At 73.4% G+C, this 24,875-nt stretch carries 19 protein-coding genes; 9 read left to right on the top strand and 10 right to left on the bottom strand.

All coding sequences use genetic code 11. The features are described from left to right. Nucleotides 1-146 precede the first annotated feature (146 nt). The 3 genes from EDD33_RS06160 to EDD33_RS06150 form a co-directional block, all read right to left on the bottom strand. Nucleotides 147-1,604 (bottom strand): mechanosensitive ion channel domain-containing protein, encoded by a 1,458-nt coding sequence (locus EDD33_RS06160; RefSeq protein WP_148076951.1) that lies wholly within the window; start codon nucleotides 1,602-1,604, stop codon nucleotides 147-149. Further along, nucleotides 1,601-3,739: an adenylate/guanylate cyclase domain-containing protein gene (locus tag EDD33_RS06155; protein ID WP_123389553.1), complete on the bottom strand. Its 2,139-nt coding sequence runs from the start codon at nucleotides 3,737-3,739 to the stop codon at nucleotides 1,601-1,603. Before EDD33_RS06155 ends, EDD33_RS06160 begins: the two co-directional genes overlap by 4 nt. Nucleotides 3,740-3,941: 202 nt before the next feature. Further along, entirely contained in the window at nucleotides 3,942-5,336 is a 1,395-nt protein-coding gene (locus tag EDD33_RS06150; protein ID WP_148076950.1) for a hypothetical protein, read from the bottom strand. A 74-nt stretch (nucleotides 5,337-5,410) separates the two neighbouring features. On the opposite strand from EDD33_RS06150, the gene EDD33_RS06145 reads away from it, so the two are divergent. The 7 genes from EDD33_RS06145 to EDD33_RS06115 all read left to right on the top strand — a co-directional run bounded on the left by EDD33_RS06145 (nucleotide 5,411) and on the right by EDD33_RS06115 (nucleotide 14,848). Next, a complete protein-coding gene (locus EDD33_RS06145) occupies nucleotides 5,411-6,085 on the top strand; it encodes a hypothetical protein (RefSeq protein WP_123389551.1) in 675 nt (224 codons plus the stop codon). A gap of 7 nt (nucleotides 6,086-6,092) precedes the next feature. Further along, a complete protein-coding gene (locus EDD33_RS06140) occupies nucleotides 6,093-7,661 on the top strand; it encodes a DNA polymerase Y family protein (RefSeq protein ID WP_123389550.1) in 1,569 nt (522 codons plus the stop codon). A gap of 27 nt (nucleotides 7,662-7,688) precedes the next feature. Then, complete coding sequence (locus EDD33_RS06135) at nucleotides 7,689-11,084, top strand: error-prone DNA polymerase (protein WP_123389549.1); 3,396 nt, start codon at nucleotides 7,689-7,691, stop codon at nucleotides 11,082-11,084. 96 nt (nucleotides 11,085-11,180) lie between these two features. Next, nucleotides 11,181-12,188 carry a 5'-3' exonuclease H3TH domain-containing protein gene (locus tag EDD33_RS06130; RefSeq protein WP_123389548.1) on the top strand — a complete coding sequence of 336 codons (1,008 nt, stop codon included), beginning with the start codon at nucleotides 11,181-11,183 and terminating at the stop codon, nucleotides 12,186-12,188. A gap of 194 nt (nucleotides 12,189-12,382) precedes the next feature. Then, nucleotides 12,383-13,177: a DUF4397 domain-containing protein gene (locus EDD33_RS06125; protein WP_123389547.1), complete on the top strand. Its 795-nt coding sequence runs from the start codon at nucleotides 12,383-12,385 to the stop codon at nucleotides 13,175-13,177. Nucleotide 13,178: 1 nt separating this feature from the next. After that, nucleotides 13,179-13,850 (top strand): class F sortase, encoded by a 672-nt coding sequence (locus tag EDD33_RS06120; protein ID WP_123389546.1) that lies wholly within the window; start codon nucleotides 13,179-13,181, stop codon nucleotides 13,848-13,850. A 5-nt stretch (nucleotides 13,851-13,855) separates the two neighbouring features. Next, nucleotides 13,856-14,848, top strand: coding sequence for a hypothetical protein (locus EDD33_RS06115; RefSeq protein WP_123389545.1), 993 nt, complete (start codon nucleotides 13,856-13,858; stop codon nucleotides 14,846-14,848). A 29-nt stretch (nucleotides 14,849-14,877) separates the two neighbouring features. On the opposite strand, the gene EDD33_RS06110 is transcribed toward EDD33_RS06115, so the two are convergent. Then, the gene (locus EDD33_RS06110) at nucleotides 14,878-17,055 is read right to left on the bottom strand and encodes a glutamine synthetase III family protein (protein ID WP_123389544.1); all 2,178 of its coding nucleotides are present in this window, start codon (nucleotides 17,053-17,055) and stop codon (nucleotides 14,878-14,880) included. A gap of 181 nt (nucleotides 17,056-17,236) precedes the next feature. Between EDD33_RS06110 and EDD33_RS06105 the strand changes: the two genes are divergently transcribed. Continuing rightward, complete coding sequence (locus EDD33_RS06105) at nucleotides 17,237-17,671, top strand: VOC family protein (RefSeq protein ID WP_123389543.1); 435 nt, start codon at nucleotides 17,237-17,239, stop codon at nucleotides 17,669-17,671. Nucleotides 17,672-17,729: 58 nt separating this feature from the next. Beyond that, the gene (locus tag EDD33_RS06100; RefSeq protein ID WP_123389542.1) at nucleotides 17,730-18,149 is read left to right on the top strand and encodes a DUF2237 family protein; all 420 of its coding nucleotides are present in this window, start codon (nucleotides 17,730-17,732) and stop codon (nucleotides 18,147-18,149) included. A gap of 6 nt (nucleotides 18,150-18,155) precedes the next feature. On the opposite strand, the gene EDD33_RS06095 is transcribed toward EDD33_RS06100, so the two are convergent. From EDD33_RS06095 to EDD33_RS06070, 6 genes are all read right to left on the bottom strand, one after another. After that, on the bottom strand, nucleotides 18,156-18,890 hold the full coding sequence (locus EDD33_RS06095) for a hypothetical protein (protein ID WP_123389541.1): 735 nt from the start codon (nucleotides 18,888-18,890) through the stop codon (nucleotides 18,156-18,158). Next, on the bottom strand, nucleotides 18,887-19,615 hold the full coding sequence (locus tag EDD33_RS06090) for a SatD family protein (RefSeq protein ID WP_246003386.1): 729 nt from the start codon (nucleotides 19,613-19,615) through the stop codon (nucleotides 18,887-18,889). Before EDD33_RS06090 ends, EDD33_RS06095 begins: the two co-directional genes overlap by 4 nt. A gap of 47 nt (nucleotides 19,616-19,662) precedes the next feature. Then, a complete protein-coding gene (locus tag EDD33_RS06085; protein WP_123389540.1) occupies nucleotides 19,663-22,644 on the bottom strand; it encodes a bifunctional [glutamine synthetase] adenylyltransferase/[glutamine synthetase]-adenylyl-L-tyrosine phosphorylase in 2,982 nt (993 codons plus the stop codon). A gap of 9 nt (nucleotides 22,645-22,653) precedes the next feature. Then, nucleotides 22,654-23,058, bottom strand: a complete 405-nt coding sequence (locus tag EDD33_RS06080) for a hypothetical protein (RefSeq protein ID WP_148076949.1) — start codon at nucleotides 23,056-23,058, stop codon at nucleotides 22,654-22,656. Continuing rightward, complete coding sequence (locus tag EDD33_RS06075; protein ID WP_170169714.1) at nucleotides 23,055-23,444, bottom strand: STAS domain-containing protein; 390 nt, start codon at nucleotides 23,442-23,444, stop codon at nucleotides 23,055-23,057. The genes EDD33_RS06080 and EDD33_RS06075 overlap by 4 nt, the downstream gene beginning before the upstream one ends. 85 nt (nucleotides 23,445-23,529) lie before the next feature. After that, on the bottom strand, nucleotides 23,530-24,867 hold the full coding sequence (locus EDD33_RS06070; protein ID WP_056538128.1) for a glutamine synthetase family protein: 1,338 nt from the start codon (nucleotides 24,865-24,867) through the stop codon (nucleotides 23,530-23,532). Nucleotides 24,868-24,875: the final 8 nt, after the last annotated feature.

Raw genomic sequence — 24,875 nt, 5'->3', positions numbered from 1 at the left:
CATCAGCCGGACGTCGACCGGTACGCCGGTCGGGCCCGTCGTCACCCTTGCCGTCGGTCGCCTCGTGCGGCCCCGCACGACACCCCCCGGACGACTCCGCTGCTGTCGGTCGGGGGTGTGGTGCGCCCGGAGCCCAGGAGGAGGGCTCAGGCACGCACCCTGAGGCGAGGGGTCAGCGCGGGGTGCACCGGTGCCGCGAGCTCCTCGGAGCCGTTGAGCGACTCGAAAGCCTGCTGCATCTGGGTGTCGCGGGTCTCGACGATCGCGTTGAGAGTCCGCGCGACCCGCGGCTTCTGCCCGACGAGCTCGTCGATGACCGACAGCGGGATCTGCAGCACCTCGACGTTGGTGGCGGCGACGCTGGACATGGGGACCTGCTGGCGGAGGAGGGCCTGGGCGCCGAGGACGTCGCCGCGTTCGAGGTCGACCACGTCGAGCTGGGCGCCGTCGCTGGTCCGGGCCACCAGTCGGACGTGGCCGCCGACGACGAACGCGAACCGGTCCGGCACCAGGCCTGCACGGAGCATCGTCTCGCCCTGGCCGTACGTCTCGACCGCACACACGTCCGCGAGGCCGTCGATCTCGTCGTCGGTGAGACCCAGCGTCGACCGCACCGATCGAAGCGCCTGGCCGACCGTCTCCTTGGGGTGCCGGACGAAGGCTTCGCCGTCCAGGGAGACCGCGTTGCGGCGCGCGGCGTACCAGAGCCACGTCAGGAACAGGGACTCGGCCTGCGCCGACTGACCGGCCGTGACCAGGGGCAGCGTGGTCTCGTAGGTGCCGCCCGGTCCCATGCGCACCGAAGGTCGTCCGGCTGCCCGGAGGAACGGGATCCCCTCGGCCACCTCCATCAGCGTGCGCATCACGTCGTGGGGGCTGTCGGCAGGTGCGAAGGACGTGGAGACCACGTGGTCGTGGGCGGGGGTGGGGCGGCTGTAGTTCGCGAACGACGCCTCGGCGATGGTGGCGTTGGGGATGACCTGGATGCCGGTGCCGGTGTCGAGGTGGGTCGAGCGCCAGTTCATCTCGACCACCTTGCCGGAGGTGCCGTCCACGTCGAGGGTGTCGCCGATCTTGAAGGGTTGCTCGAAGAGCAGCAGCAAGCCGGACACGACGCTGCCGACGGCGTTCTGCAGGGCGAGGCCGATGACGATGGAGCCGACGCCCAGGGCGGCGAAGAGGCCGCTGACGTCGAGGTCCCAGACGAGTGAGGCGACGATGGCGGCACCGCTCGCGACGAGGACGAGCCGCGCCAGGTCGACGAAGATGCTGGGCAGGCGGTCGCGCCACGTGCCCTCGGTGGCGTTGCCGAACAGCACCGCGTTGAGCCCGCCGAGCGTGATCCCGACGGCCAGGATGCCGACCAGCGTCGCGACGAGCCGGACGCTGTTGCTGTCGCGGCTGAGGTCGGCGGCCTGGGTGAGCAGGATCAGCAGCGCGGCGAGGGGGACCAGCCACAACCGCAACCGGTTGAGGGGGCCCGCGAGCGGGCTGCCCCGACGCTGCAGTCGCAGGTGGACCTCGGACAGGACCAGGACCAGGACGGGGAGGCCGACGATGACCACCATGGCCCAGGCGAACCAGGGTCGGTCGGTGGTGGTCACGGGTCGCCGCCGCCGCGCAGCCGCCACACGGGGACGGCGCTGTCGCTCTCGGTCAGGGTCCCGGTGCGGGTGAACTCGTAGCCGCCGGTGAGGCGCTGCTTCACCTCGTCGGTGACGTAGATGCCGGGTTGTCCGGCCACGGTCCGGACCCGGTACGCCAGGTCCACCGCGTCGCCCCACAGGTTGTAGACGACGTCGCTCCGTCCCACCAGCCCGCTGCGGACGGCTCCGGAGTTGATGCCCGCTCGCACCACCAGCCTGGAGCCGTGCTGGCTGTTGAACCGCTGCACCATGTCGGCGACCCCGAGGGCGAAGTCGACGACGCGACGGGCGTGGTCGACACGCTGCACGACCAGGCCGGAGGAGGCGACGTACCCCGTCCCGACGCTGCGGACCTTCTCGATCCCGGCGGCGCGCGCGGCGTCGTCGAAACCACGCGACAGCGCGTTCAGCAGCGTCAGGGACTCGGAAGCGGAGTGACGACCGGTGAACTGGTCGAAGCCCTCCACCTCGGCGTACACCACGGACACGTCGTCGTGCTCCGCGGAGATGTCGGTCTCCCCGCCCCGGTACCGCTGCACGACCGGGGGTGGCATCAGCCCCGAGAGGATGCGGTCGTTCTCGGCCCGCTGCGCCTCGATCAGCTCCTGCTTCGTGCGCAGGCTGGAGCTCATGTCGTTGAACGCCACCCCCAGGTCGCCGAACTCGTCGTGACGACGTCCGGCGTCGACCTGGGCGCCGAGCCGCCCGCCGGCCACGGCGCGCACCCCTTCGAGCAGCCGGTTCAGCGGGACGGTGAAGACCCGGGCCATCAGGACTGATGCGGCGCAGATGAGGAGGATGACCGCCGCCGTCGCGAAGAGCAGGTTGCGGGCGAAGTCGCTCACCGGCCCGAGGGCCTCGCGGGCCGAGATCTTGGTCACCAGCGTCCAGTCGAGGCCCTCGATCTTGGCCGGCTGGTACGACGCCAGGACGTCGTGGCCGAGGTAGTCGGGCGCGCGCATGGTGCCCGAGCGTCCCAGGCTCGCCTCACGTGCCGGCGCCGACTTGTCCTTCAGCGCCAGCATCGTCTGGCGCGTCTCCACGATCCGCTCAGCGACGTCGGGGCGGGTGCCGGTCGCCACCGCCTTGGACGCGAACCCCTCGGGGTTCTCGAACAGCTCGCGCGAGTCGGTGCGCAAGGTGCCGTCCTCGCCGACGAGGTAGGCCTCGCCGCTCCTGCCCAGACCCTCGTACACACCGGGCGTCTTGTTGCCGGTCAGCACGGTGTTGAGCTTCTCGACCGACAGCTCGTAGACGAGCACGCCGGTGAGGTCGTCGGCCGTGCCGATCGGGGAGGCGATGAACATGGTGGGTGCGCCGTAGGCGGGCAGGTAGTGCTCGAAGTCGCCGACACTGACGAAGCCGCTCGAGTTGGACTCGATGGCGGCGTCGTACACCTGCTGGAGCCCGCCGCCGCGGTACTCGTCGCGGGCGACGTTGCTGCCCAGGTCAGCCCGTTTCCGCGTGGTGTAGACGACGTTCCCGTCGTTGTCGAGCATGACGACGTCGTCGAGACCCAGCTCGGTGACGACCGAGCGGAAGTAGGGGTTGTACGTCCTGTTCGCCTCGGTCCAGGCGCTCCCGTCGCCGGCGTCGTCGCGCCGGACCGAGGTGTCGGCGTCGCCCGAGAACCGGGTGTAGTTGGCCTGGAGGTAGGTGCGGGCCGCCGTCGACGGCACGAACGCCGCGGCCTCGTACTCCTGACCCCGTGTCCTCTCCAGCTCGGGCACGAAGGTGTCGGTGTAGAACGTCTCGAGTGCGCCCCGCTGTCGGGCCGTGGTCCGCGACGTGCCGAGGTCCTCGAAAGCGGCGTTGAACGCCTTCGATGCCTGCACGGCGGCGCCGCGGCTGTCGAGCAGGACCGCGGACTTCTCCCGGTCGATGAAGTCCTGGACCTCGTTGCGGCGGTCGTTCCCGACCTCCTGGAGCCGGGCGTACGTCGCGTCCTCCAGTGCGTCGGTCCCGGACCGGTAGCCGAAGAACCCGACGACGGCGGTCGAGACGATGCTGGCGAGCAGCAGCATCAGCAGCAGCTTGGTCTGGATGCTTCCCAGCCCACGCGCTCTGCGGGACCTGCTCAGGGCGGTCGTCACACCGTTCGCGTCGGTGGTCCCGGTGAGGAGGCTCGAGGTCGGCGCAGGGACCGGTGGGGGGCTCGGTGCAGGGCTCGGCTCGGCGCGCGTTCGCGGGACCGGACCTGAGTCCACTGTTGTCACGGCCGCCAGCGTAGGTAGCCGACCACCGGTTGGAGGCGAAACCCCGAACTCCACCGGCGCCCGGACGTGACGGGGTCGGTCAGCCGGTGGGGACGAGCAGCCGGACGTCGTCCACGACGGCCGAGCCCTCGTAGAAGTTGAGGTGGGGGTCGCCGATCACGAACGAGTCGGGGTACGCCGAGCCGGCCGGCCAGGTGTGGCGGGTGACGTACTTCCCGGCGGGTCCGGTGTGGGTGAGCGAGCGGTCGAAGCGGCCGTCGTACTCCCCCGGCGTCTGGTTGTAGTGCCAGATCGGGCGGCCGTCCTCGACGAAGTCGTGGTGCAGCCGGTACGTCGCCTGGCCGACGTGGCGGAACGGCCCGGTCAGCTCGATCGTGTAGCCGCTCGCGTCGCGCTCGACGGCGAACCGGTAGCGCTTCGTCGGCAGCAGCTCGGGGCGCAGCTCGACGCTGGAGGCGAGGTCGCGGTAGCGGCCGTCGGGGCCCCAGCGGCCGGCGCCGTCGAAGTCGCCGCAGGGCGTGCGGAAGAAGTACTGGTTGCCCACGTTGTTGTTCTCGCGCCGGAACGCGTCGCCGCGCACGAACGCCGCGTTGACGGCGTTGTAGGTGCCGGCCAGGGTGCTCTCGAGCTTCCCGGTCGCGGGGTTGCAGATCGCGTTGGACGCCGACCACGACGCCTGGCTGTTGTAGGAGTCGAGCACCACCTTGCGGCGGTAGTGGATGCCGGCGTTGCCGTGCGGCGCGCCGTTGGCGTGGTCCAGGATCGTCAGGAAGTAGAACCCGTTCTCCTTGGTCACGCTCGGGTAGCGGCAGCGCGGCCGGCCCGGGATGGCGCCGGAGAACGTCCACGGGAACGCCGTCTTGCAGGTCCCGGTGCGGTAGCCGTTGGTCTTCCCGGCGTACTGCAGCGAGCCGTGGCGCTTGCCGCCGAAGTCGATGCCGCGCAGCGTCATCTCCACGCGGTACGCCGCCGGCAGCGCGCGGGTGGGTCGGATCACGACGCCCGCGTCCCAGGACGGCTCGCTGATCCGCGCGGCGCGCTGGCCGTCGGGCAGCACGGTGGTCGCCAGGCCGGGCTGGGAGTCGGGGATCCCGTTGCGGTTCTTGTCGACGGCGGCGACCTCGGCGGTCAGCCAGCCGTCGGTGCCGAAGGCGACCCGCTTGCGGTAGACGTTCATGGTCCGCAGCTGCCGGGTCATCGCCGGGTCGCTGATCGCGTGCCAGACCCTGCCGTTGTCGTCGAACTGGTCGACCGCCCACCGGCTCGTCGCGGTCTGCGGGTCCCTCACCCACGGCGCGCTGTTCACCGTCAGCGTCTTGGTGAAGCTCTCGGCGCGCAGCACCCGCCACACGGGCGTCGGGGCGGGCTCGGCGGCCTGCTCGGCCGCCGTTGCCGGGGCCTCGGGCGACATCCCGGGCTGCATCCCCAGGGCGAGCGTGAGGAGCCCACCCACGACGAGACCGCGACGACGCACGAGCACTTCCTGTCCATCCACACGTGGTGTTCGAACGGCTTGACGAGTTCGAACATGTGTTCGATCCTAGACCCATGCCCTCCGCCCGCACCGCCGAGCTCGACCCGGGCCGGTCGGTCGTGGAGCAGCTGCGCGAGCGGGTGGCTGCCATGGAGCGTAGGCCGTCGGCCGAGCCCGTGCCCACCCTTCCCGGACTGGCGGACGTGCTGCCGATGCACTCCGGGGCGACCTACGCCGTCGACTCGGCCTCGTTGGCCCTCGCCCTGGCGGCCGGCGCCTCCCAGGAGGGCGCGTGGGTCGGATTCGCCGGCTGCCCCGACTTCGGGGCCGAGGCCGCGGCCGGGCTCGGGATCGAGCTCTCGCGCACCGTGCTGGTGCCGGACCTGGGCGAGCACTGGGTGGAGGTGACGGCAGCCCTGGTCGACGTGCTGCGCGTGGTGGTCCTGCGCCCGCCGGCCACCGTCAGCGAGCGCACCGCGGCCGTGCTCGACTCGCGCCTGCGCAACCGCGCGGCCGTGCTCGTGGTCCACGGTCGGTGGCCACGCGTCGAGGCCAGGCTCAGCACGGTCGACTCCGCCTGGGCCGGTCCCGGGGCCGGTCCCGGACAGCTGGAGGAGCGACGTGCCGGCGTGCTCGTGCACCGGGGCTCGCGCCCGCCGCGCCGCGTCGACCTGAGCTGGCCCCACGTCGACCGCGTCGAGCGGCTCGACCCGGTGGCGCTGCGCGACGTCCGCCGGGCGATCGGATGAGGCCCTGATGCGGGTGATGGTGGTGTGGTGCCCCGACTGGTCGGTGGTCGCCGCGCTCGAGGAGGCCGGGGCGTCGGTGCGCTCCCCCGCCGCCGTGCTCCACGCCAACCTCGTCGAGGTGTGCAACGGCCCCGCCCGCGCCGAGGGCGTGCGCCGGGGCCAGCGCCGCCGCGACGCCCAGGCCCGGTGCCCCGAGCTGGTGCTGCTCCCGGCCAACCCCGACCGCGACGCCCGGGCCTTCGAGCCGGTCCTGGCGACGGTGGAGGACCTGCGACCCGGCGTGGCCGCGCTGCGCCCGGGGCTGCTCGCCGTCCGGGCGCCCGACCGGTGGTACGGCAACGAGACCTACGCCGGCGCGACGGTCGCCGAGGCCCTCGTCGGCATCGGCGTCCGCGACGTGCGTCTCGGCGTCGCCGACGACCTCTTCACCGCCGAGCAGGCGGCCCGCAGCGCCGACGCCCAGTCGTGGACGGTCGTGCCCCCCGGCGGTTCCCCGGCGTTCCTGCGCGGTCTCCCCGTCGCCGTGCTGGCCGACGAGGGTCCGCAGGGGCGCGAGCTGGTCAGCCTCCTGGAGCGCCTCGGGATGCGCTCGCTGGGCGACCTGGCCGACCTGCCGGCCGAGGCGGTCGGCCACCGGCTGGGTGCCTACGGTGCCGCCGTACGCCGCCGCGCGCGGGGCGAGGACCAGACGCTGTTCGCGGCCCGCCAACCGCCTCCCGAGCTGGACGCCGAGGTGCCCTTCGAGCCGCCGCTGGAGTCCGTCGAGGCGGTCACCTTCAGCGTGCGCACCACCGCCGAGCGGTTCGTCGACCAGCTGGCCCGCCGCCAGCTCGTCGCCACCGGCGTCCGGGTCGAGGCCGAGTCCGAGGGCGTCGTCTGCTCCACGCGCGTCTGGATGCACCCACGTCACTTCGGGGCCCGCGACCTGGTCGACCGGGTGCACTGGCAGCTGCAGTCGGCCGACGTCGGCGGCTCGCTGCGCTCCCGCAAGGACGTCGGCACCGTGCGCGCGCCCATCGAGCGCATCCGCTTCGTGCCCGAGGTCGTGGAGTCCGCGGCCGCCCACGGCGAGGCGCTGTGGGGCAGCGCGTCGGACGACCTCGTCGAGCGGGGCGTGGCGCGGGTCCAGGGGATGATCGGCTTCGACGCCGTGGTCCGGCCCGTCCTGCAGGGCGGTCGCAGCCCGGCCGCGCGGCAGGCGCTGGTGCCGTGGGGCGAGCGCGCCGTCGACCTGCGCCCCCTCGACCGGCCGTGGCCCGGACGGGTCCCGGGTCCGGCGCCCGTGCGGGTCTTCGCCGTCCCGCGCGACGCCGAGGTCCTCGACGACCGCGACCAGGACGTGCGGGTGACCGAGCGCGGCGTCGTCACCGGCGAGCCCGCGCGGTTCCGCGTCGAGGGCGGCGAGGTCCCGTGGCAGCCGGTCAAGGCGTGGGCCGGCCCCTGGCCCACCGACGAGGGCTGGTGGTCCGGCGGCGCCGGTCTGTCGGCCCGCTTCCAGGTCGTCGGTGCCGACGGCCGCGCCTGGCTGCTGCTCCGCGCCCCCGAGGGCTGGTCGCTGGAGGCGGCGTATGACTGACCACGACCCGACGACCGGGGTGCGCTGATGGGCTGGAACAACCCCGCGATGAAGTGGGCCGAGCTCGAGCGCCGCCTCAGTGGCCTGCCGGGGGCCGACGACGCGCCCGTGTCGCGGCGCAAGCACCCCTCCACCGCGGCCCGGTCGATCGACCGCCCGGCTGCGGTCACGCCGTACGCCGAGCTGCACTGCCACAGCCACTTCAGCTTCCTCGACGGCGCCAGCTCCCCCGCCGAGCTGGTCGAAGAGGCCGTGCGACTGGGCCTGAGCGCCCTGGCGATCACCGACCACGACGGCTTCTACGGCGCCCCCATGCTGGCCGAGGCCGCTGCGGCCTACGACCTGCCGACGGTGTTCGGCGCCGAGCTCTCCCTCGGTCTTTCCGGCCCGCAGAACGGCGTGCCCGACCCCGAGGGCAGCCACCTGCTCGTGCTCGCTCGTGGGGTCGAGGGCTACCACCGGTTGGCCGCGGCGATGACCGACGCCCACCTGCGCGGGGACGAGAAGGGCCGTCCCGACTACGACCTCGAGGCGCTGGGCGAGCGCGGCCGCGGCCACTGGGCGGTGCTGACCGGCTGCCGCAAGGGCGCCGTCCAGCAGGCGCTCGCCACCGGGGGCGAGCGGGCCGCCGCCGAGGCGCTCGACCGGCTGACCTCGCTCTTCGGTCTCGAGCACGTGCTGGTCGAGCTGTCGCCGCGTCCGGGCGCCGGGGCGACCAACGCGGCGCTCGCCCGGCTCGCCGCCGACCACGGCCTCGACGTCGTCGCCGCGGGCAACACCCACCACGCCACCCCCGAGCGGCGCCGCGTGGCCGCGGCCATGGCCGCGGTGCGCGCCCGCCGCAGCCTGGCCGAGCTCGACGGCTGGCTCGACCTCTCCGGATCGGCCCACCTCCGCAGTGGCGCGGAGACGGCCGCAGCCCTGGCGGCCCACCCCGGCGCCGTCGGCCGCAGCGTGTCGCTGGCCGAGGAGCTGGCCTTCGACCTGCGCAAGGCCTCCCCCGCGCTGCCCAAGCGCCAGATCCCCGAGGGCCACACCGCCGACTCCTGGCTGCGGGTGCTCGCGGAGCGCGGCTTCGCCGAGCGCTACGCCGGCGTGCCCCACGAGCGCGAGGCGCGCGAGCGGCTCGAGCACGAGCTGCGGGTCGTCGCCGAGAAGGACTTCGCCGGCTACTTCGTCATCGTCCACGACATCGTCGCCTTCGCCCGCGAGCGCGGCATCCTGTGCCAGGGCCGCGGCTCGGCGGCGAGCTCGGCGGTCTGCTACGCCCTCGGCATCACTGCGGTCGACGCCGTCTTCTACCGGCTGCCCTTCGAGCGCTTCATCTCCGCGCACCGCGACGAGGAGCCCGACATCGACGTCGACTTCGACTCCGACCGCCGCGAGGAGGTCATCCAGTGGGTCTACGAGACCTACGGCCGGCACAACGCGGCCCAGGTCGCCAACGTCATCGCCTACCAGCCTCGGATGGCGGTGCGCGACGCCGCCAAGGCCCTCGGCTTCTCCCAGGGCCAGCAGGACGCGTGGTCCAAGCAGATCGACGGCTGGAAGTCCGTCGTCGCGGGAGACATGGGCGACCCAGCGGCCCACGACGTCCCCGCGCCCGTGGTCGCGCTGGCCGAGGAGCTGATGGGGGCACCGCGCCACCTCGGCATCCACTCCGGCGGGATGGTGCTCACCGAGCGGCCCATCGGCGAGGTCTGCCCCATCGAGCGGGCGCGGATGGACAGGCGCACGGTGCTGCAGTGGGACAAGGACGCCTGCGAGTCGATGGGCCTGGTCAAGTTCGACCTGCTCGGCCTGGGCATGCTGGGCGCCCTCGACCACACCATGCGGCTGGCCGAGGAGCACCTCGGCGAGAAGTGGACGCTCGCCACGATGCCCAAGGAGGAGCCGGCGGTCTACGACATGCTGTGCCGCGCCGACTCGATCGGCGTCTTCCAGGTGGAGAGCCGGGCCCAGATCGGCACCTTGCCCCGGCTGCGTCCCCGCGAGTTCTACGACCTCGCCATCGAGATCGCCCTGATCCGGCCCGGGCCCATCCAGGGTGGTGCGGTGCACCCCTACGTGCGTCGGGCCACCGGCCAGGAGCCGATCACCTACGACCACCCCGAGCTGGTGCCGGTGCTCGAGCGGACCAAGGGCGTGCCGCTGTTCCAGGAGCAGCTGATGGCTATGGCGGTCGCGCTGGGCGACTGCAGCCGCGACGACGCCGACCTGCTGCGCCGCGCGATGGGGTCCAAGCGCGGGGTGGAGCGCATCGAGTCGGTCAAGCACACGCTCTACTCCGGCATGCAGCGGCGCGGCATCACCGGCGACCTCGCCGACTCGATCTATGTCAAGATCCTGTCCTTCGCCAACTTCGGCTTCGCGGAGTCGCACGCGCTGTCCTTCGCGCTGCTCGTCTACGCCTCGTCCTGGTTCAAGCTGCACTACCCCGCGGCGTTCCTGGCCGGGCTGCTGCGCAACCAGCCCATGGGCTTCTACTCCCCGCAGTCGCTGGTGGGCGACGCCCGCAGGCACGGTGTCGACGTACGCCGCCCCGACGTCACCCGCTCCGCCGCCCAGGCCGACCTCGAACCGGTCGTCGACGGCCCGACCGCCCCCACCGGGACGGAGGCGTGCTGCCGCCCGAGGTTCGAGCGCGTCGAGTGGGTGCCGGGCACCCCCGACCCGGTGCCCGCGCACCGGCGTGACGGCGGGCTCGCCGTGCGGTTGGGGCTGGACTCGGTGCGGGGCGTCGGGGCGGAGGTGGCGCGGCGCATCGTGGCGGCGCGCGAGGAGGCACCCTTCACCGGTGTCCCCGACCTGTCACGCCGGGCCGACCTGACCTCGGCCCAGCTCGAGGCCCTGGCCACCGCCGGTGCTTTCGACGCCTGGGGGCTCGGTCGTCGGGAGGCGCTCTGGCACGCAGGCTTCGCCGAGCGTGCCGATCACCTGCCCGGCACGACGCCCGCTCCCGAGGCGCCCACCTTGCCCGGCCTCAGCGAGCCGGCGATCACGTTGGCCGACCTCTGGGCCACCGGCGTCTCGCCCGAGCGGCACCCCGTCGAGCACCTGCGCGAGGACCTCCGCCGCGCCGGGGTCCGCTCGATCGCCGAGCTCGCCACCACCGAGTCGGGCCGTCGCGTCCACGTGGGCGGCCTGGTCACCCACCGGCAGCGCCCCGGCACGGCCATGGGCGTCACCTTCCTCAACCTCGAGGACGAGACCGGCATGCTCAACGTCGTCTGCTCGATCGGCGTGATGAAGGTCCACCGACAGGCCGCCCGCAACCGCGTCGCCGTCGTCGTCCGCGGCCGCCTCGAGCGCAACGAGGGCGTGATGAACCTCGTGGCCGACCGGGTGGAGGGCATCGACGTCGTCGTCCCGGGTGCCGGAGCGGTGCTGCAGGCGCGGGCGTCCTCGCGGGACTTCCGGTGAGCGCCGTGGTCTCGACGGGCTCGACCGACGGCACGGGCTCGACCGACGGCGCGGCTGGGGCAGCGCCGTGCAGACGTAGCATGGGCCGCGATCTCGATGACCCCACCCGACGCCGCGCACCCCCGCAGGCTGCTCCTGGTCGTGGACGCCCCGTCGCTGCTGCACCGCAACCACCACGCCCGGGCGCACACCCGGATCATGGACCGCTCCGGACGGCCCGTCTGGGCGCTGCACGGCATGCTGCGCCAGATCCTGGAGTGCATCGACCGGTTCGCGCCGGACGCCGTGCTCTTCGGGCTGGACGACCGCACCTCCTCGCAGCGACGTGACCGCTACCCGCTCTACAAGGCCGGCCGTGCGGAGAAGCACCCCGAGCTGGTCGAGCAGCTCGAGCGCGCCGGAGGCCTGCTGGACGCCCTCGGCCTGGCCACCCTGACGCCCCCGGGGCTGGAGGCCGACGACGTCGGCGCCTCGGCTGCCGGATGGGCCGTCCGCCACGGCTGGGACTGCGTCATCGTGACCTCCGACCGCGACGCGTTCGCGCACATCAGCCCCCACACCCGTGTGCTGCGGCTCATCGACGGCGGCATCTCCGCCTCGCCGCTGCTCGATCCCCACCGGCTGCGCCTGATGTACGGCGTGGCCGCGGAGAACTACCTGGCCTACGCCGCCTTGCGCGGTGACGCCAGCGACAACCTCCCCGGCGTCCCGGGCATCGGCGAGAAGGCGGCGGTCGCGCTGCTCGACGTCGCCGGCGACATGCGGGCGGTCTGGGCCGACGTCGAGCACGACGAGGGCCGCTCGATCGCGGCGGCGCTCGACGGCCAGGCGCTCGACTCCGGCGGTCGCCGCCTCGGCGCCACCGTCGTACGCCGGCTCACCGCACCCGGCGCCCGGGAGCGCTACGACTTCAACGTCGACCTGATGTCGGGCCACGCCGACCTCGACCTCGGCCTCACCCCGGACCGACCGGGCACGCCCGGCCTGCTGCCGCTGGACATCGACCGGGTCACCCGGGTCGCGGGCTTCTTCAACGTCCAGGCGACCACCGACCTGGCCGTCCGCGTGCTCACCGGAGACCCGGCGTCGGCGTCGGACCGCTGAGGGCACACATCCCACGGCTCCGCATCCCGGACACGGAGTTGCACACGCGGCCTACCGCTTGGTATTGCCATGACTTTACGGGCCATCCCCCTCGAAACCGGACGACGGCCTTTGACCTGCCGACGAGCATCGTGCTGCTCTGGACGTGGTCACGGCGCTGAGGCGCACCGTGCGCCAGGTCTTGGGGGGCTCGGATGACGAAGAGGAACGTGTCGACGGCGCTGCTCGCAGCGGCCGTGGTCGCGATCGGCGCGACGACGGGCCTCGGCGGCGGAGCCAGCGCCGCGGGCGGGGGGCAGGTCACGGTCGTGCAGGCCGTGCCGGGTGCCGAGGTGGGGGTGCAGGTCGACGGCCGCCTCGTGCAGCCGCAGGCCGGGGTCGGTGAAGTCATCGGGCCGCTGACCCTGGCAGCCGGCACGCACCGGCTCTCCTTCACCGGGGTCCCGGGCGGACGGACGCTCGCCGCTCGCGTCGAGGTGGCCGCAGGGTCCGGTCACGACGTCGTGCTGCACCGACCCGCCGCGGTCGACGGCGCCCTGGTGGTCAGCACCTACGCCACCCCCGACGCCCCGATCGGTCCCGACAAGGCACGACTGCTCCTCGCGCACACCGCCACCGTCTCGCCGGCCGACGTCGCCTTCGACGGCGAGGTCGTGTTCAGCAACATCGCCAACGGGGAGTACGCCGACGCGGACGTCCCGGCCGGGCAGCACCGCGTCGAGCTCCTTCCGACCGGCCGGAGGGGCGACCCCATCCTGGGCCCCCTGTCCGTCGACCTCGCCCCCCGCACCGCGACGATGGTGTACGCCGTCGGGAACCCGCGCACCCGGTCCATGGACGTCGTCACGCACACCCTGCAGCTGAGCTCCGACGGGTCGGTCGCGCCGCGGTCGATCGACACCGGCTCCGTCGGGCTCGTGCCGCGAGGGTCGCGCGAGCCGATCGCGGCGCTGTCCCCCTGGGGACCGCGCGCGACAGGGCGGCCATGACGTGGCAGCAGGTCGCAGCACCCTGCTGCGGGTCGTCCTCGCGGTGGTGGTCGTGGTGGTCGTGCTCGGCACCTCGACGCTGTGGTGGCCCTCCCCCGCAGAGCCTCCGCCGGCCGCCGACGCACCCGCGGGGCGGACGTCCGGCGGGGGTGAGGACACCGTCGTGGTCGAGGCGCGTACGGCGCGCCGCGCGGGCGCCGTACGTCGCGAGCCGCCCACCGCGGTCCGCCTGCCCGGCGGACCCGTCGTCGCGGTGCAGGCCGTCTCCTCCCGCACCGACGGCGTCCTCGACGTGCCCGCGGACGTGGAGCGGGCCGGGTGGTGGCGCGGGGGCTCGGCGCTCGGCGACCCGTTCGGCTCGACGCTGCTCGCCGCCCACGTCGACTCGCGCACGCAGGGCCTCGGGCCGTTCGCCGAGCTGCTGGAGGCCCGGACCGGGGACCGGTTCGAGGTCACCTCGGCGGGCCTGCGCCAGTCCTTCACCACGACCTCGGTCCGGCTGCTCGAACGGTCCTCGGCCCTGCGTCGGGGCTGGCTCTACCGCCCGACCGGCGACCGGCGACTCGTGATGGTGACCTGCGCCCCGCCGTACGTCCCCGCCCGTGGTGGCTACCAACGGCTCGCGGTGGTCGTCGCGGAGCCGGTGTCCCTCCCGCAGCCCAGGAACAGGTGAGGCAGATGACCGAGGACCCCGAGGACGGCCGTCCCGACGACAGCGGCACGCCCACCGTCCCGGGGTGGGTGCTGCACCCCGTCGACCTCGCGGACCACGCCGAGAGCTGGTGGCTCTACCACCACGCCGACGGGACCTTCGAGGACGAGGACGGCTACGTCTACGAGCCCGACCCGGCGGGGGTGCTGGTCCCGGTGGACGCCCCCGCCCCCACGGACCCCCCAGGTGGTCCGTCGCTCCCGCTCGCGGGAGGGGAGCGCGCGGAGAAGGAGGCCGCGCCGCCGGACACCCCGGTCTGGGGGGCGCTCCCGGTCGCGGACCCGGACCGGCGCCGTGAGCCCGTGCTCCCACCGGCGCTGGTGCTGATCTCCGTGTCCGTGGCGGCGCTCGCGGTGGTCCTGATGTGGGTCGTGGTCTCCCGTTGGCCCGATCAGCCCACCCCGGCCAGTGCCACCACGCCGCTGCAGGTCCCGGCTGCGGTCGCGCCCGACAGCGAGTACGTCCGCAGCCAGGTGCTGCCCTCGGGCGACATCCGGGTCGACCACTGGATCTCGACCTCGCGGCCGATCACCCGCGTCGAGCTCGGCCTCCCCCCGGGGCCCGGGGGTGGGCCGGTGGCCGCGCGGCAGGTGCGCGTCGCGACCGACACGGGCCCCTGGCCCGGCCCCACCGCGGTGACCGCCGCCCCGTCGGCGTACGAGTTCGGTGCTGCCACGGAGGTGCAGGTCAGCTACGTGCTGTCCGGGGCCGTGACCCGCAGTGACCGGCCCTCGGGTCGCGCCCTGGCCCGGCTCACCTCGCTCGACCTGAGCTATCCCGGCGGACAGGTCCCCCGCACCGTCGTGGTCGAAGGAGGGCGGTTACTCTCGGCGGCCTGCGCCACCGACCAGACCGTCACCCCGCGCCCCTGCGGCCAGTCGGAGGGCCGCGCCTGGCGGGTCCGGCTCGAACCCGCCGAGCGCACCGACCTGGTGATGGCCCAGCTCGACCTCGCCTGACCCCGAGCCCGAGCCCGGTGGCCTCGGCATCAGAGCAGGTAGAGCATCTCCTGGTAGGTCGGCAGCGACCACAGGTCGTCCGCGACGACGCCCTCGAGGGTGTCGGCGGCCTCGCGGACCGCGGCCATCGCCGGGATCACGGTGTCGCGGCAGAACGTCGCCGCCTCCATCGCGTCCTCGGGGTGCTCGTGGGCGACCGCAGCGGCGAGCTCCTTCAGACCGGCACGCAGCGCGGCCAGCGGCACCGAGACCGCCTCGAGGTCGGCGAGGTCGGCCTCCACCCCGGCGGCCTTGAGCGCGGAGACGTTGGTGGCGAGCTCGGTCTGGTAGCGCACCGCCGCGGGCAGCACGATCGTGGTGCCCATCTCGAGGGTCAGGTTGGCCTCGACGGAGATCGACAGGACGTACTGCTCCAGGCCGATCTCGTAGCGGCTGTGCATCTCGCGGTCGCTGAACACGTCGTACTTCGCGAACAGCTCCAGCGCCTCGGGCGTGATCAGCTCGGGCAGCGCGTCGACCGTGGTGCGGAGGTTCTTCAGGCCCCGCTGCTCGGCCTCGACCGGCCACTCGTCGGAGTAGCCGTTGCCGTTGAAGATGACCTTGCCGTGGTCGGTGACGATCTCGGTCAGCAGCGACTGCACGGCCTCGTTGAAGTCGGTGCCGGCCGCCACCGCGTCCTCGAGGTAGGTCGCCGCGTGGTCGAGCGCCTCGGCCATGATCGTGTTGAGCACGACCATGGGACCGGCCACCGTCTGGTTGGAGCCGGGCGCGCGGAACTCGAACCGGTTGCCCGTGAAGGCGAACGGGCTGGTGCGGTTGCGGTCGCCCGGGTCCTTGCTGAGGTTGGGCAACGTGTCCACGCCGATGGTCAGCGTGCCCTTCTCCTTGGAGTGGGTCGCACCGCCCTTGGCGATCTGGTCGAACACGTCGGCGAGCTGGTCGCCGAGGAAGATCGAGATGATCGCCGGCGGGGCCTCGTTGGCGCCGAGGCGGTGGTCGTTGCCGGCGGAGGCGACCGAGCTGCGCAGCAGCCCGCCGTACTGGTGGACCGCACGCACCACCGCGGCGCAGAAGACGAGGAACTGCGCGTTGTCGTGGGGGTTGTCGCCGGGCACGAGCAGGCTGCCGAGCTCGGCGTTGCCGAGCGAGAAGTTGACGTGCTTGCCCGAGCCGTTGACGCCGTCGAACGGCTTCTCGTGGAACAGGCACTCCATGCCGTGCTTGCGCGCAACCGACTTGAAGGTCGTCATCAGCAGCTGCTGGTGGTCGCTCGCCTCGTTGGCGCGCTCGAACATCGGGGCCACCTCGAACTGCCCCGGCGCGACCTCGTTGTGCCGCGTCTTGGCCGGGATGCCGAGCTTGAACAGCTCCCGCTCGGTGTCCATCATGAAGCCGAGCACGCGCTCGGGGATGGCGCCGAAGTAGTGGTCGTCGAACTCCTGGCCCTTGGGCGGCTTGGCCCCGAAGAGCGTGCGGCCGGCGTTGAGCAGGTCGGGCCGGGCGGTGAAGAAGTGGCTGTCGACCAGGAAGTACTCCTGCTCGGGGCCGCAGTAGGCCACCACGTTGTCCGGGTCGTCGTGCCCGAAGAGCCGCAGCACGCGCTTGGCCTGCGCGGACATCGCCTGCTGCGAGCGCAGCACCGGCGTCTTGTGGTCGAGCGCCTCACCGGTCATCGAGATGAAGATGGTGGGGATGCACAGGGTGTTGCCGTTGGGGTTCTCCAGCACGTACGCCGGGCTCATCACGTCCCAACCGGTGTAGCCGCGCGCCTCGAAGGTGTTGCGCAGCCCGCCGTTGGGGAACGACGACGCGTCGGGCTCGCCCTGCACCAGCGTCTTGCCGGAGAACGACGCGAACGCCGTGCCGTCGCCCACCGGGTCCAGGAAGCTGTCGTGCTTCTCCGCGGTCAGGCCGGTCAGCGGGTAGAAGACGTGCGCGTAGTGCGTCGCGCCCTTCTCCATCGCCCAGTCCTTCATCGCCGAGGCGACGGCGTCGGCCACGTCGGGGTCCAGCGGCGTCGACTTCTCGATCGTCGAGACCACCGACTTGTAGACGTTCTTGGGCAGCCGCTTCTGCATCACGTTGAGGCTGAAGACGTTCTCGCCGAAGATCTGGCCGGGCTCCTCGCCCGGGTCGAAGCTGTACGCCGGGGGCACCGTGGACTCGACGCCCTTGATGGCCTGCAGCCGGACCTGGTTGGCGGTCATGGGGAACTCCTGGGTGAGTAGGGCCCGAGACGGCTCGGGTCGGTCCGAACCTAGGCGGGCCAGATCACGCGGTTGTTTCGTGCTCGTGTCCCTCGGCCTCCCCGAGCGATGATTCCGGCCACCCACCCCGGTCAGAAGCACGACGGCAACCGGCCGCCACCCCCGCACCCGAGGAGCACCGATGACCCTGCAGCTCACCACCTACCTGATCTTCGACGGCGACGCCCGTGAGGCGATGGAGTTCTACCGGTCCGTGCTCGGCGGGAGGCTCGACGTGATGACCTTCGGCGACATGGGCATGACCGGGCCGACGCCGCCGCCCGAGGGCGTGATGCACGCCCTGCTCGTCACCGACGACGGCTTGCGCGTGATGGCCTCCGACGGCCCTCCCGGCGAGGAGGTGCGCCACGGCAACGACTTCGGGGTGGCGCTGAGCGGCGACGCCGCCGACGAGGCGACGCTCAAGGGCTGGTGGGACGCCTTCTCCGGCCGGGGCACCGTCGACGTGCCGCTGGAGAAGCAGATGTGGGGCGCCTCCTTCGGCCAGGTCACCGACCCGTGGGGCGTGGCGTGGATGTTCAACATCGAGAGCGGCGAGGAGCCCGGCGCCTCCTGATCGGCGGTCCCCCGGCGCGGCGTGCCCCACCCCTGCGCCGGACGCGCATGCTGTCCCCATGACCACCGACGACCCCGCTCCCGTCCCCGAGGAGCTCAACGTCGTCGGCGGGCCGCTCGAGCCCTGCGGCACCGAGCCGATGACCGGCTTCTACCGCGACGGCTGCTGCAGCACCGGGCCCGAGGACCGCGGCAGCCACACCGTCTGCGCGGTGATGACGGTGGAGTTCCTCGCCCACCAGCGCGCGATCGGCAACGACCTCTCGACCCCGGTCCCGCAGTACGCCTTCCCCGGCCTCGTGCCCGGGGACCGGTGGTGCGTGACCGCGCGCAACTGGTACGTCGCGCACGCCGACGGCGCCGCGGCGCCGGTCGTCCTGGCCTCCACCAACGCCGCCGTGCTGGCGCTGGTCCCCCTCGAGGTGCTGCGGACCCACGCCGTGGACGTGCCCGGTGACCTCAGCGGCCTCGACGGATAGGCCTGCCTAGGGCCGCGCCAGCGCCAGGCAGGACAGGGCGAACAGCCAGCTGACGAAGCTGCCGACCAGGAAGTACTCCGTGAGTCGGTGGATCCGGACCTGGTCCACCCGCGACTGCAGCTCGGGCCAGCGGAGCAGACCCTTGGCCGCGATCACGATGCTGGCCGCGGTCAGCTCACCGGCGAGCCCCAGCCCGACGATGAAGAGCCGCTCCATGGGCCCGAGCAGCCGACCGCCCTTGAGCTGCTGCTCGGGGTCGTCGACGGTGTCGTGGACGGACGGCTCGACCGTGCCGGTGACGGCGAGCACCAGCCGGACCACCACGTTGCCGGTGCTGAGCTGGGCCAGGAGCACCCCGACGAGCAGCAGCACACGCTCCACGCTGAGGTGTCGTACGCCGGGGAAGCCCGACCCGTCCACCCACGACCCGACCGCACCCCCGCCCTCGCCCGCCGTGCCGGAGAGCAGCAGCGCCACCACCACCGCGGCGACGGCGACCCCGAGCGGGGGCACGGCGCTCCCGCCCCGGAGGTGTCGGTGCACCGTGAGCCCCCAGGCCACGCTCGCCACCGCGAGGGCCAGCAGGGCGACCACGTCGGTGGCCGAGGTGAGCCCGGCCAGCAGCCCGAGCAGCACCGCCGACGAGCCGCCGACGCAGCCCTCCAGCCCGCCCAGGGGTCGGCACGAGCGCACCAGGTCGGTGACGCCCAGCCCCACCAGCAGCAGCGCGATCCAGCTCACGTGACCCTCCTCAGCAGCGCGTCGGCCGCCACCACGACGGCCAGCCCGTCGTGCCGCACGCGCTGGGAGACCGCCGAGGCGGAGACGCCCTCGGCCGCGGCGAGGTCGGCCTGGGGCCGGCCCTGCAGCAGTCCCCCCAGCAGCCGCAGCGACCGGGGCGAGGCTGATCCCACCACCTCGTCCTGACAGAGCAGGGCGGCGTTGACCAGGTCGGGGTCGGGACCGGGCACCCCCTCGCTCCGCCGGTACGCCGTCCGGCGGTGCCGGAACCCGGCGCGACGCGCCGCCCGCTTGACCTCCTCGACCGCCTCCCGGGCCGCCCACCAGCCGGGCCCGTCCTCGACGCGGGGCTCGTCGGCCAGCGTCGCGACCGGGCCCCAGCCCACCCCGAAGCGCACGTCGACCGGCTCGGGCTCGGGGCCGTCCGGTGTCCCGTCCGACGCCCCGGCCGGCTCGCCGGCCAGCGCCGTGCGCAGCAGCAGCACGGCGTGCAGCGCCTCCCCGACGCCGGCGAACGCGCCCTGGAACTCGTCACCGACCGTGATCCGCCAGGGTGTCAGGGGACCGGTGGCGAGGTTGGACCCCGCGACCGCGGCGGCGAGCCGCTCGTGGAGGTCGGCCCGGTCGGCGGCCACTCGGGACGCGACCACGTCGCCGATGACCACGGCGACCGGAGCGTGCGACCACGCACCCAGACCTGAAGCAGAAAGCTTCATCGACGACATATGAAGATGATAACTTCATCTGCCGGCCAGGGGAACCCTCCCGGGGCCTAGCCCCAGAACACCCGGTCGACGATGCCGCGCGCCCGGCGGGCGGACCGCAGGTAGTCGTTGACCATCGCGTCGGACTCTCCCGGATCGTACTGCAGGATCGCGGCCACGGCGGCTCGCTCGCGGGCGTCGCGCGGCAGCTGGTCGGCGGGCTTGCCCCGCACCTGGACGGTCGCGTTGCGGGCGCGGCTCGCGAACCGCCAGGCCTCCACCAGGCCCTCCGCGTCGGCCGCGTCGAGGAGCTCCTGCTCGACGGCGACGCGCAGCGCCTCGAGCGTCTTGGTGGTCCGCAGCTCGGGGACCCGACCGGCGTGCTGCATCTGCAGCAGCTGCACGGTCCACTCGACGTCGGAGAGCCCGCCGCGGCCGAGCTTGAAGTGGGTCGCGGGGTCCGCACCGCGCGGCAGCCGCTCGGCGTCGACGCGCGCCTTGATGCGGCGGATCTCCACGACGTCGTCCTGGCTGAGCCCGTCGGCGGGGAAGCGCAGCGGGTCGACCAGCGCGGCGAACCGCTCCTGCACGTCGGCGTCGCCGACCACGGGGGCGGCCCGCAGCAGCGCCTGGGCCTCCCACACCGCCGACCACTTGGCGTAGTAGGCGGCGTAGGACTCCAGGGTGCGCACCAGCGGGCCTTGCCGACCCTCGGGCCGCAGGTCGGCGTCGACGTCCAGCGTCGGGTCCTTGCCCTGCTCCCCCAGCAGCCGCCGCAGGTCGTTGACCGCCGCCTGCGCCATCGAGGCCGCCTGCGCGGGGTCGGCCCCGGGCAGCGGGTCGTGCACGAACATCACGTCGGCGTCGCTGCCGTAGCCCAGCTCGAAGCCGCCGTAGCGACCCATCGCCACGATCGCCAGCCGCGTCGGCATCGGCACGCCCCGGGCCGCCTCGACCCCGCGCACCACCGCGGCGAGCGAGGCCTCCAGGGTCGCGCTGGTGACGTCGGTCAGGGCGTAGCCGACCTGCTCCACCCCGAACGGCACGCACAGGTCGGCCACGCTGATGCGCAGCAGCTCGCGACGACGGATCGCCCGGATCGCCAGCACCGCCTCGCGCGGGTCCGCGCGGCGGCGTCCGGCCGCGGCCATCTCGGCCTGGACCGCGGCCCGACCCAGCGGCTCCAGCCGCTCGTCCTCGCCGAGCAGCGCCACCGCCTGCGGCTCGCGCTGCAGCAGCCCGGTGGCGTAGCGACTGGTCGCGAGCACCTGCGCCATCCGCTGCGCCGCCTCGCCCTCGTCGCGCAGCAGCCGGAGGTACCACGGCGTCGAGCCCAGCGCCTCGGAGATCCGCCGGAACCCGAACAGGCCGGCGTCCGGGTCCGGGGCGTCGGCGAACCACTGCAGCATCGCCGGCAGCAGCGTGCGCTGGATCGCTGCGCTGCGGCGTACGCCGGAGGTCAGCGCCTCGAGGTGGCGCAGCGCCGCCTTCGGGTCGAGGTAGCCCAGGGCCGCCAGCCGCTCGGTCGCGGCCTCGGGGCTGAGCCGGGCCTCGTCGCTGCTCATCCGCGCCACGGCGGCGAGCAGCGGCCGGTAGAACAGCTTCTCGTGCAGCCGGCGCACCTCGCGGCGGTGGAAGTTCCAGAGCTTGTCGAGCTCCCGGACGGGGTCCCTGGTGAAGCCCAGCGAGCGGCCGAGCCGACGGCGCGCGTCCTCGTCGGCGGGCACCACGTGGGTGCGCCGCAGCTGGTAGAGCTGGATCCGGTGCTCGAGGGTGCGCAGGAACGCGTAGGCCTCGTGGAGCTCGGCGCCGTCCTCGCGGCCGACGTACCCCCGCTCGGTGAGCCGGGCCAGCGCGGAGAGCGTCGTCGGGGGCCGGACCTCCTCGTCGGTCCGGCCGTGGACCAGCTGCAGCAGCTGCACCGCGAACTCGACGTCGCGCAGCCCGCCCGAGCCGAGCTTGAGCTGACGCTCGCTCTGGTCGGCCGGGATGTGGGCGACGACCCGGCGCCGCATCGCCTGGACCTCCTCGACGAAGCCGTCGCGCTCCGCGGCCGTCCACACGAGCGGTGTGATCATCTCGACGTACGCCGCCCCGAGCGCCGCGTCGCCGGCCACCGGCCGGGCCTTGAGCAGCGCCTGGAACTCCCAGGTCTTGGCCCAGCGGCCGTAGTAGCCCTCGTGGCTGGCCAGGGTGCGCACCAGCGGACCCGACTTGCCCTCGGGGCGCAGGTTGGCGTCGACCGGCCAGATCGTGCCCTCGCGGGTGTGGTCGCCGCAGACCTGCATCAGGGTCGAGGCCAGCTGGGTGGCGGTGCGCAGCGCGACGGTCTCGGCCACGCCGTCGGCGGCCTCGGCCACGAAGACGACGTCGACGTCGGAGACGTAGTTGAGCTCGTGGCCCCCGCACTTGCCCATGGCGACCACGGCGAGCCGCGCCCCGGAGGCGGCCTCGCCGACCTTGGCGCGGGCCACGGCCAGGCCCGCCTCGAGCGTGCCGGCGGCGAGGTCGCTCAGCTCGGCCGCGACGTCGTCGACGCCGACGTGGTGGGCGAGGTCGCGGGCGGCGAGGCTGAGCAGCAGCCGGCGGTACTCCACGCGGAGGGCGTCCAGCGCGTCGGCGTACGACAGCGTGGCGACCGGCTCGATGTCGCCGGGGTCGGCGCCGACCGCCTCGAGGAGCGACCCGCGCATGCTCGCGGCCGTCGGCCGGGTCGAGCCCAGGCTCGGGTCGCACAGGTCGGACCAGTGCTCGGGGTGGCGGCGCAGGTGGTCGGCGAGCGCCTGGCTAGCCCCGAGCACGCTGAGCAGCCGCATCGAGGTGCCCTCGTCGTCGGACACCTCACGCAGCAGCCGGTCGCGGTCGTCGACCGCGTCGGCGAGGTCGACCAGCGCGGCCAGCGCCTGGTCGGGGTCGGCGCTGCGGCCGATCAGGGGCAGCAGCGGACCGGCGGCGCCGCCCAGCGAGGCCAGCAGCGGGACCGCCGCCGAGGTGTCACGGAAGCCGAGGCGGGCGAGGTCGCCCGCGGAGGGCTGGGCTCGGCTGGGCACCTGCCGAACCTACCGCGTCCCGCGAGCCCCCGGGGTGGCCGCGAACGTCGTGGCGGCCACGCCCAGCGTCATCACCGCGACGCCGACCGCGACGGTGGCCCACCCGAGCACGACGTGCAGCGTGCCCATGCCGGCGCCGCCGCCGAACAGCACCAGCAGCCCGGCCAGCAACGACAGGTTGCCGGCCGCGCGCGGGCGGCGCAGGAGGAGCAGGGCCAGGCCGCCCAGCAGCAGCGTCGGCAGGCCGGCCAGCCCTGCGAAGAGCGCGGCGTACCCGTAGCCCGTCGCCTCCATCCCGCCCACCTGCTCGGACCGGCCACCCGCCCAGGACGAGACGCCGAGCAGCACCGCGCCGCAGACGACCGCACTGCCGCCGGCGCTCGGCACCAACCAGCGGTGGCGCGTCACGCTCACGACCGCACCGCGGGGGCGCCCGGGTGGACCACCAGGACACCGTCGAGCCCGGTCAGCCGCAGCAGCTTCAGCGGCTCGGGACGGCTGCAGACCACCTCGAGCCGGCGACCGTGCGCGGTCTGGGCCTTCCAGGCGCCCACGAGCACGCCCAGGGCGGTGGAGTCCATGAAGGTGACCTCGTCGAGGTGCACCAGCACCAGGTCGGCCTCCTCGGCGACCGCGGCCTGGAGCGTCTGGCGCAGGCAGGACGCGGTGTGCAGGTCGAGCTCGCCGCGCACCGTCACGGTCACCGCCTCGCCCGCCAGGCGCAGGTCGGCCTCGGCGCCGTCCGGCAGGTCGAGGCTGCTGACGGCGTGGCCGGTGACGTGGGTCTCTCGCGAGGTCATGCCCCCACCCTCGCGGCGTGCACCGGTCCGCCGCATGCGTACTCGTACTCAGGTCGACCCGGGCGTCGGCGGGTTCCCGACGTGGTCAGATGACCGGCAGCATCCGGTCGCGCTCGAAGGCGGAGACCTGGCCGCGGTACTCCTCCCACTCCGCACGCTTGTTGCGGAGGAAGAACTCGTAGACGTGCTCGCCGAGCGTCTCGGCGAGGAGCTCGGAGTCCTCGGCGATCTTGATGGCGTCGTGGAGGTTCTTGGGCAGCTGCTCGAGCCCGAGCGCCTTGCGCTCGCGGTCGTTGAGCGACCAGACGTTGTCCTCGGCCTCGCGCGGGAGCTCGTACTCCTCCTCGATGCCCTTCATGCCGGCCGCGAGGATGACCGCGAAGGCGAGGTAGGGGTTGCAGGCCGCGTCGATGCTGCGCAGCTCGATGCGGGTCGACTGCGCCTTGTTGGGCTTGTACATCGGCACCCGCACCATCGCGGAGCGGTTGTTGTGCCCCCACGAGATGTACGACGGGGCCTCGCTGCCGCCGATGAGCCGCTTGTAGGAGTTGACCCACTGGTTGGTCAGCACGGTGATCTCGCTGGCGTGCTTGAGCAGGCCCGCGATGAAGTGCCGCGCGGTCCGCGACAGCTGGTACTCCGCGCCGGCCTCGAAGAACGCGTTGGTGTCGCCCTCGAAGAGCGACACGTGGGTGTGCATCCCCGAGCCGGGGTGGGTGGTGAACGGCTTGGGCATGAAGCTGGCCCAGATCCCCTGGCTCAGCGCCACCTCCCGCACCACGGTGCGGAAGGTCATGATGTTGTCGGCGGTGGACAGCGCGTCGGCGTACCGCAGGTCGATCTCCTGCTGGCCCGGGCCGCCCTCGTGGTGGCTGAACTCCACCGAGATGCCCATCGACTCCAGCATCGAGATCGCCTCGCGGCGGAAGTCGGCGCCCCGCGACTGCGCGGTGTGGTCGAAGTAGCCGCTGCGGTCGACCGGCACCGGCTCCTCGCCCAGGCCGGGACGGCCGGAGAAGAGGTAGAACTCGATCTCGGGGTGGGTGTAGAAGGTGAAGCCCTTGTCGGCCGCCTGCTGGAGGGTGCGCTTGAGCACGAACCGCGGGTCGGCGTACGACGGGGAGCCGTCGGGCATCCCGATGTCGCAGAACATCCGGGCGGTCGAGGGCCCCTCGCCGCGCCAGGGCAGCAGCTGGAACGTCGTCGGGTCGGGGTGGGCCAGCATGTCGGCCTCGGTCACCCGGGTGAAGCCCTCGATGGCCGAGCCGTCGAAGCCGATGCCCTCGTCGAACGCGCCCTCGAGCTCCGCGGGCGCGACCGACACCGACTTGAGGTAGCCCAGCACGTCGGTGAACCACAGCCGCACGAAGCGGACGTCGCGCTCCTCGAGTGCCCGGAGCACGAAGTCTTCCTGCTTGCCCATGGGGCGAG

The organism is Nocardioides aurantiacus (genome assembly GCF_003752505.1).
GTDB classification, from domain to species: domain Bacteria; phylum Actinomycetota; class Actinomycetes; order Propionibacteriales; family Nocardioidaceae; genus Marmoricola; species Marmoricola aurantiacus.
This window is presented reverse-complemented; position numbering and strand designations above follow the sequence as displayed.